Origin of the sequence: Brevundimonas halotolerans (assembly GCF_003730275.1) — a bacterium.
Classification (GTDB): Bacteria; Pseudomonadota; Alphaproteobacteria; order Caulobacterales; family Caulobacteraceae; genus Brevundimonas; species Brevundimonas halotolerans.
This window is the reverse complement of record NZ_QTTA01000005.1, coordinates 67,425-80,054: the sequence shown is the minus strand read 5'-3', so window position 1 is coordinate 80,054 and position 12,630 is coordinate 67,425. Positions and strand designations below refer to the sequence as shown.

Sequence of the window (12,630 nt, the reverse complement as noted above, 5' to 3'; positions counted from 1 at the left end):
CCGCTGCGGCCCAACGGCTGAAACGCTTGTGCGCCGTCTTCCACTTGCCGTAGCGCTCGGGAAGGTCCTGCCAGTGAGCGCCGGAACGCAGCACCCACAGCACGCCGTTCACGAACAGGCGGTTGTCTGACCCCGTCCGCCCGGGATCCGACGCCTTCCCCGGGAGCAGCGGCTCGATCCGAGCCCACTGCGCCTCATCCAGTTCGTACCGCTTCACACCCATCACAGACCTCCGTCAAAGCGGAGACCTATGAATCACGCATTCAGGCTCACGTGAATCCCTGAATGTCGATTGGTCCTAGAGCTCGCTGATGTTCAGTTGATTTCTTCCTGGCGCAGAGCTTGCGAGGTCTTCGTCCGAACTTGCGCTGAAAACCTGGAAAGAAGCGTGAGAGCTTCGTCCGCTTTCCACCCAAAGCCGCCACCTGAAGAGTCCGCTTTCCGGTTCGTGGTTCAGCCTCCCAGCGCATCCCGTACGGCCTGCAGCCCGGCCTCGGCCTTGCTGGCGTCGGGGGCTCCGCCTTGGGCAAAGTCTGGCTTGCCGCCGGCGCCTTGCCCGCCCATGGCCAGGACGGCGGCGCGGGCCAGGTCGGCGGCGTTGATCCGGTCGGTGACGTCCGAGGTCACGGCCACGGTCACCGCCGCCTTGCCGTCGGTGGTGCCGATCAGGGCGACGACGCCGCTAACCACCTGTTTGCGGAAATCCTCGGCCACGCCGCGTAGGCCCTTGCCGTCGACGCCGTCCAGCACCCGCGCGATCAGCCTGGTGCCACCGATCTCCTCGGGCGCGGTATTGCCGCCCCTGCCGCCGCCCAGGGCGACCTGCTTCTTGAGCTCGGCGACCTGTTTCTCCAGCGTCTTGACCGAGGTCTGCAGCGCCTCGACCCGGCCCGGCACATCGGCGGGCTGGATCTTGAAGTCGCGGGCCAGACCGCGCGCCACGCGGGCCTGGGCTTCCAGATACTGACGGGCGGGCTCTCCGGTCAGGGCCTCGATGCGGCGGACGCCGGCGGCGATGCCGCTCTCCGAGACGATCTTGAACAGGGCGATGTCGCCCGTGCGCGCGACGTGCGTGCCGCCGCACAGCTCGACCGAATAGGGTTTGTCCTCGACCAGGCTGTGGCCCAACGTCAGCACCCGGACCTCGTCGCCATATTTCTCGCCGAACAGGGCCACGGCGCCCGCGGCAATGGCCTCATCGGGGCCCATCAGCTTGGTCTCGGCCGGCAGGTTCTGACGGATGACGGCGTTCACCTCATCCTCGATCCGGGCCAGTTCGTCGTCGGTCACCGGGGCGTTGTGGCTGAAGTCGAAACGCATCCGCTCGGCGTCGACCATCTGGCCCTTCTGCGCCACGTGCGGGCCCAGCACATTCTTGAGCGCCGCGTGCAGCAGGTGCGCGGCCGAGTGGTTCGACCGGGTGGTCAGGCGGGCCAGAGCCGTCACCGAGGCCTCGACCCGGTCGCCGGTCTTCAGCGTGCCCGAGGTGATGCGGATACGGTGGACATAGAGGTCAGGCGCGGGCTTTTGCACATCCAGCACCTCGGCCCGGCCGCCGGTCCAGCTTAGCGTGCCGCGATCACCGGCCTGTCCGCCGCCTTCGCCGTAAAAGGGCGTGCGGTCCAGCACGAGCTCGGCCTCGGCCCCCTCGGGTGCCTGTTCAGCCGGGGCTCCGTCGACCACCAGCGCCAGCACCTCGCCGGTGCCGTCCACGTCGTCATAGCCGATGAAATCGGTCGGCCCGAGGCGGTCGCGCAGCGCCAGCCATTCGGCGGTTGAGGCCGTCTGGCCCGACCCCTTCCAGTGCTCGCGCGAGCGGTCGCGCTGTTCGGTCATCGCCGCTTCGAAACCATCGGTGTCGACGGCAAAACCGCGGCGGCGCGCCTCGTCCTGGGTCAGGTCCAGCGGGAAGCCATAGGTGTCATAGAGGGCAAAGGCGGTCGCGCCGGGCAGGGTGCCGCCCTCGGCCAGATCGCGCGTTGCCTCCTCGAACAGGGTCATGCCGCGGCCGAGCGTGGTGCGGAAGCGCAGCTCTTCCTGCTTCAGCGTGTCCTCGATGGTGGCCTGGGCCCGGGTCAGCTCGGGATAGGCCTCGCCCATCTCGGCGACCAGCGTCGGCACCAGACGGTGCATCAGCGGGTCCGCCGCGCCCAGCAGGTGGGCGTGGCGCATGGCCCGGCGCATGATGCGGCGCAGCACATAGCCCCGGCCCTCGTTCGACGGCGTCACGCCATCGGCGATCAGGAAGGACGACGACCGCAGGTGGTCGGCGATCACCCGGTGGCTGGGCGCCTGATCACCCTGGGCGGCCACGCCGGTGGCCTCTTCCGAGGCGTTGATCAGAGTACGGAACAGATCGGTTTCGTAGTTGGAATGCACGCCCTGCAGCACGGCGGCGACGCGTTCCAGCCCCATGCCGGTGTCGATCGACGGCTTGGGCAGGTTCAGGCGGGTGCCGTCTTCCTGCTGTTCGAACTGCATGAAGACCAGGTTCCAGATCTCGACCCAGCGGTCGCCGTCCTCGTCCGGCGTTCCGGGCGGGCCGCCCCAGATATGGTCGCCGTGGTCATAGAAGATTTCGGTACACGGACCGCACGGGCCGGTGTCGCCCATCGACCAGAAATTGTCCGAGCCGGCGATGCGGGTGATGCGGCTTTCGGGCAGGCCGGCGATCTTCTTCCACAGGTCGAAGGCCTCATCGTCGTCGATATAGACGGTGGCCATCAGCCGGTCCTTCGGAATGCCGAAGTCCTTGGTCACGAGGTTCCAGGCGGCCTCGATGGCGTGTTCCTTGAAGTAATCGCCGAACGAGAAATTGCCCATCATCTCGAAGAAGGTGTGGTGGCGGGCGGTGTAGCCGACATTGTCCAGGTCATTGTGCTTGCCCCCGGCGCGCACGCATTTCTGGGCACTGGTCGCGCGGTTGTAGGGACGCTTCTCCTGACCGGTGAAGACGTTCTTGAACGGCACCATGCCGGCATTGACGAACAGCAGGGTCGGATCGTTCTGCGGCACCAGCGGCGCGGACTGCACCTTGGTGTGACCATCGGCGGCGAAATAGTCGAGGAAGGTCGAACGGATCTCTTTGAGGCTGGACATCGGGGCGGGCTCGGTCAGTCGGGAGGAAACGGGGAGGCAGCCGTCATACAGAGGAATGCGCCGGATTGCATCACCTGCCCGTGATCGTGGCCCGTGATCGATGAGGCGTGATCGGCGGGCGCGACATTGCGGCGGGCGACGGCGGGCCGGAGGAGGACTAGGGTCGGTCCATGCGCGAAGTGGTCGTCTGGTATGACGGGGCCTGTCCCCTGTGTCGCCGCGAGATCGGCATCATGCGGCGGCTGGACCGTGGCGGTGCCCTGACCTTCGTCGATGTGGCCCGGCCGGGCGCGGCCGAGGCCTGTCCGCTCGACCCGGCCGACATGCTGTCCCGCTTTCATGTGCGCGAGGACGGGCAATTGCTGACCGGCGCCGCCGCCTTTGCCGCCATGTGGCGCGCCATTCCGATCCTCCGCCCCTTCGGCCTCATGGCCCGCAACCGGATGGTGCTGGCCCTGCTGGAGCGCCTGTATGTGCAGTTCCTCAAGGTGCGCCCGCGCCTGCAGCGGCTGTTTCGCTGACAGCCGTCCACAACGGACGAAGCCGCCCGACCGGGGGGTCGAGCGGCTTCTTTTCCCCGGACGGATGTCACGGGGTCGGTGGCGGGTCGCGAGGCACCGCCCGGGGAAGTCTGAAAGCCGAGCGGCTTGAGGGCGATCAGCCCTCGAGGTCCTGCCCCTCGTCGGGCTCGGGCGAGCCCAGCAGTTCGTCGTCGATCTTGCTGGTCGACTGACGCACGGCCTTTTCGATCGAGGCCGCCACATCGGGATTGGCCTTGAGGAATTCGCGCACATTCTCGCGGCCCTGACCGATGCGCTGGCTGTCGTACGAGAACCAGCTGCCGGCCTTTTCGATCACCCCGGCCTTGACGCCCAGGTCGATGATCTCGCCCAGTTTCGAGATGCCCTCGCCATACATGATGTCGAAGATCACCTCGCGGAACGGCGGGGCCACCTTGTTCTTGACCACCTTGACCCGGGTGGTGTTGCCGACCACCTCGTCGCGGTTCTTGATGGCGCCGGTGCGACGGATGTCGAGGCGCACCGAGGCATAGAATTTCAGCGCATTGCCGCCGGTGGTCGTCTCGGGCGAGCCGTACATGACGCCGATCTTGTGGCGGATCTGGTTGATGAAGATGACGATGCAGTTGGTCCGCGAGATCGAGGCGGTCAGCTTGCGCAGCGCCTGGCTCATCAAACGGGCCTGAAGGCCGGGCAGGCTGTCGCCCATCTCGCCCTCGATCTCGGCCCGGGGCGTCAGGGCGGCGACCGAGTCGATCACCACAATGTCCACCGCGCCCGACCGCACCAGGGTGTCGGTGATTTCCAGCGCCTGCTCGCCATTGTCCGGCTGGCTGACCAGCAGATCGTCGAGGTTCACGCCCAGCTTCTGGGCATAGACCGGGTCCAGCGCATGTTCCGCGTCAACAAACGCCGCCACGCCGCCGACCTTCTGGATCTCGGCCACCGTGTGCAGCGCCAGCGTGGTCTTGCCGGAGCTTTCCGGGCCGAAAATCTCGATCACCCGGCCATAGGGCAGGCCGCCGATCCCCAGCGCCATATCCAGGCCCAGCGAGCCGGTCGAGATGCTCGCGATCTCGGTCACCAGCCCGCCCTTGCCCAGCTTCATCACCGAGCCCTTGCCGAACGCCCGGTCAATCTGGGCCAGCGCCGCTTCCAGAGCCCGCGCCTTGTCGCCGTCTTCCTTGCCCACCAGTTTCAAAGCCGCCTGTGCCATTGCCTTCGACTCCCTTGCCATGATTCCCATCCGACTTCGGGAGAGACCCGCCACAGGGATGGACATCCACCCCCGGCCCGCTCCCGGTGACCGGCATATGTGCATGTTTTGTTCTGGTTGCCAATATGTTCTTTTTTCGAGTGCGACCGGGATTGACGTAGGGGGCCGTCTGACGAAGCGGGGTTCATCACAAAGACCACAAAGACCCCACAAAGGACACAACGGGGTCGAGCCCGCTGCACCCGTTGTGGTGAACCTCATTCTTAAGTCCCCTCTCCCGGCGGGAGAGGGGTTGGGGGTGAGGGGCTCTCTGTATCCTTCGGCGTGAGCCGTCGCACCGGTCCTGCCACGGCGGTCGCCGACGGACACTAACGACCCTCATCCGGCGCTCACGCGCCACCTTCTCCCATCGGGAGAAGGGATAAAACTGTCGTGCGGAACCCGAGCCATAGGCACACCCCCTTTGTGTCCTTCGTGCCTCCTTTGTGTCCTTTGTGATGAACTCCTTCGCCGGGGACACGGATGAGCGCTGGGTTGAGGGCAGCAGCTCGGATAGCCGCCCCCGAATTCCCCAACCCTTTCAACACCCCCACCGTTTCCCGGACCGTTCTTCCCGACCCGGTCCAGCGGTGTGCAACCCTCTGGCTGTCTCCGCCGCAGGAGAGGCGCCTCGGGACCCAGGCACTGACGCGGCGGCGGGGGCCGGTCGAGCGGGATTGCCCGGTGTAAACACCGGGGTCCGGGGCGTTTCTGGACGCCTCGCCCGTCGCGGGCTGAGTCGTCTGGAAGAGGTCGAACCGGGTTAAACGAGCCGGGCCGCGCAAGTTCGTCGGCGCCCCCGGTCCCGGCGGAAGAGACCGGAGCTTCAGACCGCTCGCGTGAACCGACCGGGGCGGCGCCAGGCCAGGTGCCGAAACTCACACACGCTCCCTACGGCGAAAGCACGGGAGCAACGGTTCCGGGCCCCCGGCCCATGCGCCGCCCACCTCTCCATATCCTCTGCCCCCCGGGCGAGAGGGGCTTCGGCGTGGGCGCGAAGGCGCGCCCCTCACTTCACCTTTTTGTAAACGGTCAGGCCCAGGACGAAGACGGCGACCGCGATGATGACGGCGATCCAGAACAGGATGATGGCGATGTCGACGAAAACGCCGGCAAGGCCCGTGAAACCCAGCACACCCAGGATCAGGGCGATGACGGCGAGAATGATGGCCCATTTGATCATGGGGGTGGCTCCTCAGTGAAGATGTGTATCGCCCCGCAACGCCACCCGGGGCGGCGACGTTCCGGAAACAGCCTGTTGCACTGCAAGAAAAATCCGCTTCCCCATTGATCCAATGGCCAAGCTTCGCGTTGGATGGGGCATGACAAAAACAAACAAGCCCGCCGTCCTGAACATTCGCAATGCCCGCGCCGCAGATGTGGAGGCCATCGCGGCCCTCGTGTCCAAGGTCTACAAGTCCATGCCGCCCTATACGACCGGCATGCTGCGCGGCCAGATCTCGGCCTTCCCCGACGGCCAGTTCGTGGTCGAATATGAAGGCGACATCGTCGGCTATGCCGCCGGCTTCCGCATCGATGAAAAGACGGCGATGAGCCAGCACACCTGGTCGCAGATCACCGGCGGCGGCTATGCCTCGCGTCACGATCCCATCGGCGAATGGTTCTATGGCATGGAGGTCTGCGTCGACCCCGACCGGCGGCGCCTGCGCATTGGCCAGCGCCTGTATGATGCGCGGCGCGACTTCTGCGAGGCCAAGAATCTGAAGGGCATCGTTTTTGGCGGACGCATGCCCGGGCTGGCGCGCAAGAAGGCCACCTATGCCGAGCCCGAGGCCTATCTGGACGCCGTCTCGGCGCGGAAGGCCAATGACCCGGTGATCGGCTTTCACCTGCGCACCGGCTTTGAGCCGATCGGCGTGCTGAAGGGCTATCTGGCCTCGGACACCGCCTCGATGGGCCACGCCGCCCACATGGTCTGGCGCAACCCCTATTTCGTCGAGGAGCGGGGCAAGGGTTCGGCCTTTGCGGTCAAGGAGAACGTCCGCATCGCCACCGTCCAGCTGCAGGCGCGCAAGGTGGCGAGCTTTGAGGAGTTCATCGCCAACATCGAATATTTCGTCGATGTGACCGCCGACTACCGGACCGACTTTGTCGTCTTCCCCGAACTGTTCACCCTGCAGCTGCTGTCGCTGGAAAAGAAGAAGCTGACGCCGGCGGAATCGATCGAGGCCCTGACCCGCTACACGCCCCGCTTCGTCGAGGCCCTGCGCAAGATGGCGGTCGAGTACAACATCAACATCATCGGCGGCTCGCACCCGACCCAGACCGACGACGGCGACATCCAGAACGTCGCCTATGTCTTCCTGCGCGACGGCTCGGTCCACGCCCAGGAAAAGATCCACCCGACTCCGAACGAGCGTCACTGGTGGAACATCAAGGGCGGCGACATGGTCCACGCCATCGACACCGACTGCGGCCCGATCGGCGTGCTGATCTGCTACGACTCCGAATTCCCCGAACTGGCCCGGCGGCTGGTCGACGAGGGGGCGCGCATGCTGTTCGTGCCGTTCTGTACCGATAACCGTCAGGGGTACCTGCGGGTGCGCTATTGCTCGGCGGCGCGGGCCATCGAGAACCAGTGCTACATCGCCCTGTCGGGCAATGTCGGCAATCTGCCCAATGTCGAGAACATGGACGTCCAGTACGCCCAGTCGTGCATCCTGACGCCCTGCGACTTCCCCTTTGCGCGCGACGGCATCGCCGCCGAGGCGTCCGAGAATGTCGAGACCATCACCGTCGCCGACCTGGACCTCTCCGACCTCGCCTGGGCCAAGGCGCAGGGCACGGTCCGCAATCTGCGCGACCGCCGCTTTGATCTCTACAAGACCGTCTGGACCGACGGCGGCTGAGGCGGGTCAGCCGGGCATGAAGACGAGGGCCGAGGCCGAAACGGAGACCGCCGCCACGATCAGCACCAGTCCGATGATCCTCAGGCCCGACCACGGCCCGGCGCCCGGGCTGTTCGGCGTCATCAGCGCCAGCGGCGCCGCCAGACTCAGCCACAGCAGGGCGATCAGGGCCAGAATCCCCGGCAGGTCCATGCCGATGCCGAGGAAGACCGGATGGCCCATGGCCAGCAACCATCCCCCGACGACCACGGTCGTGACGACCGGGACCAGACTGATCCGGCCCCGCCTCAGCTCCGGATCGATCGCGGCGACGAAGGCGGCAGCCGCGACCGCGACCAGCCCGGGCCACAGCAGCAGGAAGGCGGCCTCCGGCAGCAGCGCCTGCGCCACCGCGCCCAGCACCAGCACCAGCCCGATCAGCCCCAGCCAGCGCGGCCAGGGGCTGGCGGCGGGCGGCGGCACCGGAATGACGGCGACAAGGGCCAGTGCGGTCATGCCCGCGCTGACCGGATCCCAGCCGCCGATCAGCTGGACCAGCAGACCGAGGACCGCGACGGTGCCCATCCACGCCATGCGAAGCTTGCCGCTCGTCCCCGCCAAAAACACCAGAGCCGCCCCGAACAAGGCCAGACCGGTAGCGACTTCCATCAAGGGCAGCCGCTCCAGCAGCTGATAATAGACATCGGCCGACTCGACCCGCCGCAGCATCGGCCCCGCCGCCAGCCGCACCGCCTGCGCCAGAACAAAGGCCCCCGCCAGGAAGGCGACGCCATCGACGGCTCCTCGCAACAGACTGGCCAGCGCCGTCCGGCTGCGGAAGACGGCAAAGGCCAGCAGGCCCAGCGACACGACCACCAGCCCCCAGCCCCAGGGCGCGGGCATGACGATCATCGCCCCCCCGAACGCGTCGGCATAGACCCGGTCCGGTCCGGCCTCCGGCAGGGTCTCGGTGCGCAGCAGCCGGTCGGTGACCTCCAGCGCCTGCGACCCGATATGCTGCAGACTGCCCTTGTCCAGCGCCTCCGGCGTCGACGAAGGGCGGTGATACTGGTCGGCCCGACCGATGAAGGCGAAGTTCAGCCCGGCGATGCCCCGCTCTCGCGGCACGGAAAAGTCCGTGTCGTTCGACATCATCCGGTAGATGGCCACCGCCAGCGAATTGCTGGTCACCCCGCCGTCGATATGCGGGGCGGCCCCGGCCAGAAGGCCAACTGCGCCGGCGTTACCCGGGCCGGTCTCGAACATCATGGCGCGTCCGCCGCCGCCGCGCGCCTCCAGATTGACGACAAAGCCGATCCGCGCCCGGTCGGGATAGTCGCCGAAGAAGACACGGGCCCCGTCAAGGCCCAACTCCTCGGCGTCGGTGATCAGCACGATCAGCGGGCGCTCGGTCGGACCCCGCGCCTGAATGGCCCGGACGGCTTCCAGCACGGCGGCGACGCCGGTCGCGTCGTCGGCCGCCCCGGGCGAGCCGGGCACGCTGTCATAGTGGGCCATCAGCACCACGGGGGCGGCGGTCGGGTCGCGCCCCGGCAATTGGCCGACCAGATTACGGACCCGATAACCGGCGGCTTCGGGCGACAGCTCCCAGCGCTCCATCCGCCGGATCGAGCCGGGGGACAGCGGTCCCTCCATGACCACGGGGTCCAGCCCCAGCGCCTGCATCCGGCCCAGCAGGTAGGCCCGGGCCGCGGCGTGCTCGGGGGTGCCCAGCGGGCGCGGCGCGCGGGCCAGTCGCTCGACGTCGACCATGGCGCGCCTGGCCGAGAAGACCGAGGCCTCAGCGTCCGCAGGACGGGGCGCGGGCGTGCGGGTCAGCAGGGCGGCCAGACCCAGCCCCAGCAGCAGGGACACCAGCAGCAGGATGCCCAGCGCCGGACGGCCCCTGACGATCCGCGCACGCGGGCTCGGACTGGCTGCCGACATTGTCACCCCCTTACCGACCATGTCCCGACCCTAACCCAGCCGGTTGCGGTGCGTAAGGCGGATCAGGCAGCGCGTTGCAGGAAGGTCGGGGATTTAACGTGCAGGCCGCGACGCCCGCTGACGGGCCGGAAAGCCAGGCTGTCGCCGTTCAGGCTTTCGTCGGCCCCGAGGAACAGACAGCCGTCGTCGACCAGCCGCCGCTCCAGACCTTCCAGCACCAGCGCCCGGGCGGCCGGCTCCATACCGGTCAGCACATTGCGACAGAAGATGACGTCAAAGCGGTCGTCGGGCTCGGTTGCGCTCAGGTCGACCAGATTGGCGCGCTCGAACCGCACGACGCGTTTCAGGGGATCGGCCGCCGTCCATAGTTCGCCCTGCGGCTGGAACCATCGCACCATGGTGGCCGCCGACAGGCCCCGCTGGATCTCAAAGCCTGTATAGGCCCCCTGATACGCCTTCTCGAGGGCGATGCGGTTCAGGTCGCTGCCCAGCACCTCGACATCCAGCTTCAGGTCCAGGGCCGCCATGGCCAGCGACCATGCCTCCTGACCGGTCGAACACCCGGCCGACCAGATCTTCAGCGTGCGCCCCTGACGCGCCTGCGACAGGGCCGGCAGCAGTTCCTCGGTCATGGTGCGAAAGGCTGCGCGGTCGCGACGGAACCAGGTCTCGCCGTTCAGCAAGGACTCGATGATCTCCCACGCCAGACTGGCGACCGGCTTGCTCCACAGGGCGGCCAGCATGACGTCGACACTGTCAAAGCCTGCCCGGCGCGCGACCGGGCCCAGCCGGTGCTCGGCCAGATTCAGCCGATCCCGCCGAAGCCGGTTTCCTGTGCGCGTCGCGACCAGGGCCTGCAGTCTGTCAAAGTCTTCGGGGCTCATGGCGTGGCCTGGTGGAGGTCAAGGGTCAGCATCGTCAGACGGCGCCGACCTCGGCGAATTTGGCGTGGAGGATTTCTCCGTCGAAGGGTTTCATCACATAGTCATCGGCCCCGGCAGCCAGGGCCTCGGTAATACGGTCGACCGCCGTTTCGATGGTGCAGAACAGCACCTTGGGCCGCCCCCCGTCGGGCAGGGTCCGCAGCCGCCGCAGGAACGTCAGTCCGTCCATGACCGGCATGTTCCAGTCCAGCAGGATGACATCGGGCATGGCCCCTGTGCAGAAGGTCAGTGCCTCGGCCCCGTCCGCAGCCTCATCGACATCGAAGCCCAGGGCCTCGACGATGCGACGCGACACCTTGCGGATGATGCGGCTGTCATCGACGATCAGACAAAGTCTGGAGCTCAAGGTCGGATTCCGTTCGGGTGCAGGTCGGGTGCCGGGGGGCCTCGGGGTCTCTATGATCGCAAACTGCCGGTTAACGAGGCGTTGGGAAGGGCTGTTAAGACATCTTAACCGTTCGTGGACAGGGGCAGACGGGCCACTAGCTCGACCCGGTTCTCGTCAGTCGAAACCTGTAGCGTGCCGCCTTGGCCGCGCACCGAGCGCCAAAGCCAGTGCGGCTGGATCCACTGGCCGGGCAGGCCGTCCGTAAGCTCCGCGCCCGACAGGCCCTGAACGGCCTCGGGTTTCAGCCGGGCGCGGGGCCCTTCGGAGACGGTCGTCAGGATCAGATGGCCGTCCGCGCGCTGGGCGCTGAGGGTGGCGGTGCCGCCGGTCGGCAGGGCACCGACCGCGACATAGGCCAGATTGACCAGGATGCGGGCGTGCGGCTTGGCGTAGTCGCCGCCGGGGATCTGCCAGTCGATGGAAGCCCGCCCACCGGCCAGCAGGTCGGTGACCGTGGTCTTCAGCTCGTCGCCCGAGAAATTCTGGTTCGAGGTCGCGGCGCCATAGGCCACCCGGGCATAGCGGACCATGGCGACCATTTTGGCCGCGCTCTGCTGCATCAGGTCCAGCGCGTCGGCGTGCATATCGGCCGAGTCCGGGTCGGTCATCAGGTCCAGTGCCGAGCTCATCGCCCCGGCGGGACTGATGAAGTCGTGGCAGAGCTTGGCGACGATCTGGGTGGCCAGCCCGGTTTCGTCGTGATCGGTGGTCGTCCCGGCGGCGTCGTCGGATTGGGGGGCGAAGGCTTGAGACGTCATAGGGGGCAGGCTCCGGCAGCAACGTGGACCAAGGCTGACCTGATTTGCGGGTTCGGGAAACCGCCGGGATCGTCTATCAGGCCGGGATGCACGATTCCCTGACGTCCGATTTCGAGAGCGGACAGCTTGTCGAAACCCTGGCCGACCTCGCCGAGGCGGCCTCCGCGGTAATTCTGCCCTACTGGCGGGCGGATGCCGAGGTCATCACCAAGGCCGACAACAGCCCCGTCACCCTGGCCGACCGCGAGGCCGAGGTGCTGATCCTCAAACAGCTGGCCAGGCTTTATCCCGGCGTGTCCGCCGTGGCCGAAGAGGCGTGTGAAGCGGACGGGCGGCCGGGGGAGGCTGCAGACTGTTTCTGGCTTATCGATCCTCTGGACGGGACCAAGGGGTTTGTGCGCGGTGGCGAAAGCTTCAGCGTCAACATTGCCCTGGTCGATCAGGGGCGGGTTGTGGCGGGCGTCGTTTCAGCTCCGGCGACCGGCCTGACCTGGGTGGGCGATGCCTCGGGTGCCCGCCGCCGTCGCTTTGGCGAGGCCTGGCAGCCGATCCGGGTCCGCGACCGACCGGATCAGGCCCTCGCCCTGCTGAGCCACAGCCTCAAGGATGACGAGGCCGACAAGCTGGCCGCCCGCTATGGCTGCGGCAGCTGGACCGGCATGGATTCCTCGCTGAAATTCTGCCTGATCGCGGAGGGGCGGTTCGATGTCTATCCGCGCACCGGCCCGACCTCAGAGTGGGATACGGCGGCCGGGCAGGCGGTGCTGGAGGCCGCCGGCGGTCGAGTTCTCGACATGGACAGCCAGCCGCTGGCCTATGGCAAGCCCGGCTTCATGAACGGTCCGTTTGTGGCCATGGGCGGCTGATCG

General features: G+C 67.2%; 11 protein-coding genes. 3 read left to right on the top strand and 8 right to left on the bottom strand.

The features are described 5' to 3' along the window. Positions 1–217, bottom strand: a 217-nt coding sequence (locus EG854_RS02195) for a transposase (protein WP_164461774.1), incomplete at its 3' end; no start/stop codon positions are given. Between the two features lie 236 nt (positions 218–453). Continuing rightward, positions 454–3,099: an alanine--tRNA ligase gene (gene alaS / locus EG854_RS02190; protein WP_123286100.1), complete on the bottom strand. Its 2,646-nt coding sequence runs from the start codon at positions 3,097–3,099 to the stop codon at positions 454–456. A gap of 170 nt (positions 3,100–3,269) precedes the next feature. Here alaS and EG854_RS02185 point away from each other — a divergent pair, with 170 nt between their 5' ends. Further along, positions 3,270–3,620, top strand: a complete 351-nt coding sequence (locus EG854_RS02185) for a thiol-disulfide oxidoreductase DCC family protein (RefSeq protein WP_123286099.1) — start codon at positions 3,270–3,272, stop codon at positions 3,618–3,620. 136 nt (positions 3,621–3,756) lie between these two features. Here the strand turns inward: EG854_RS02185 and recA are convergent, their stop codons facing one another. Both recA and EG854_RS02175 read right to left on the bottom strand, forming a co-directional pair. After that, positions 3,757–4,836 carry a recombinase RecA gene (gene recA / locus EG854_RS02180; protein WP_123286098.1) on the bottom strand — a complete coding sequence of 360 codons (1,080 nt, stop codon included), beginning with the start codon at positions 4,834–4,836 and terminating at the stop codon, positions 3,757–3,759. Positions 4,837–5,884: 1,048 nt separating this feature from the next. Then, positions 5,885–6,058, bottom strand: coding sequence for a DUF1328 domain-containing protein (locus EG854_RS02175; RefSeq protein WP_123286097.1), 174 nt, complete (start codon positions 6,056–6,058; stop codon positions 5,885–5,887). A gap of 139 nt (positions 6,059–6,197) precedes the next feature. On the opposite strand from EG854_RS02175, the gene EG854_RS02170 reads away from it, so the two are divergent. After that, entirely contained in the window at positions 6,198–7,745 is a 1,548-nt protein-coding gene (locus tag EG854_RS02170; protein WP_123286110.1) for a bifunctional GNAT family N-acetyltransferase/carbon-nitrogen hydrolase family protein, read from the top strand. Positions 7,746–7,751: 6 nt separating this feature from the next. On the opposite strand, the gene EG854_RS02165 is transcribed toward EG854_RS02170, so the two are convergent. The 4 genes from EG854_RS02165 to chpT all read right to left on the bottom strand — a co-directional run bounded on the left by EG854_RS02165 (position 7,752) and on the right by chpT (position 11,761). Further along, positions 7,752–9,671, bottom strand: coding sequence for a M20/M25/M40 family metallo-hydrolase (locus tag EG854_RS02165; protein WP_123286096.1), 1,920 nt, complete (start codon positions 9,669–9,671; stop codon positions 7,752–7,754). Between the two features lie 62 nt (positions 9,672–9,733). Then, on the bottom strand, positions 9,734–10,555 hold the full coding sequence (locus tag EG854_RS02160; RefSeq protein ID WP_123286095.1) for a CheR family methyltransferase: 822 nt from the start codon (positions 10,553–10,555) through the stop codon (positions 9,734–9,736). Positions 10,556–10,589: 34 nt separating this feature from the next. Next, a complete protein-coding gene (locus tag EG854_RS02155; protein WP_123286094.1) occupies positions 10,590–10,961 on the bottom strand; it encodes a response regulator in 372 nt (123 codons plus the stop codon). Between the two features lie 104 nt (positions 10,962–11,065). Beyond that, complete coding sequence (chpT, locus tag EG854_RS02150; RefSeq protein ID WP_123286093.1) at positions 11,066–11,761, bottom strand: histidine phosphotransferase ChpT; 696 nt, start codon at positions 11,759–11,761, stop codon at positions 11,066–11,068. An 86-nt stretch (positions 11,762–11,847) separates the two neighbouring features. Here chpT and cysQ point away from each other — a divergent pair, with 86 nt between their 5' ends. Beyond that, positions 11,848–12,627 carry a 3'(2'),5'-bisphosphate nucleotidase CysQ gene (cysQ, locus tag EG854_RS02145; protein ID WP_123286109.1) on the top strand — a complete coding sequence of 260 codons (780 nt, stop codon included), beginning with the start codon at positions 11,848–11,850 and terminating at the stop codon, positions 12,625–12,627. Positions 12,628–12,630 lie beyond the last annotated feature (3 nt).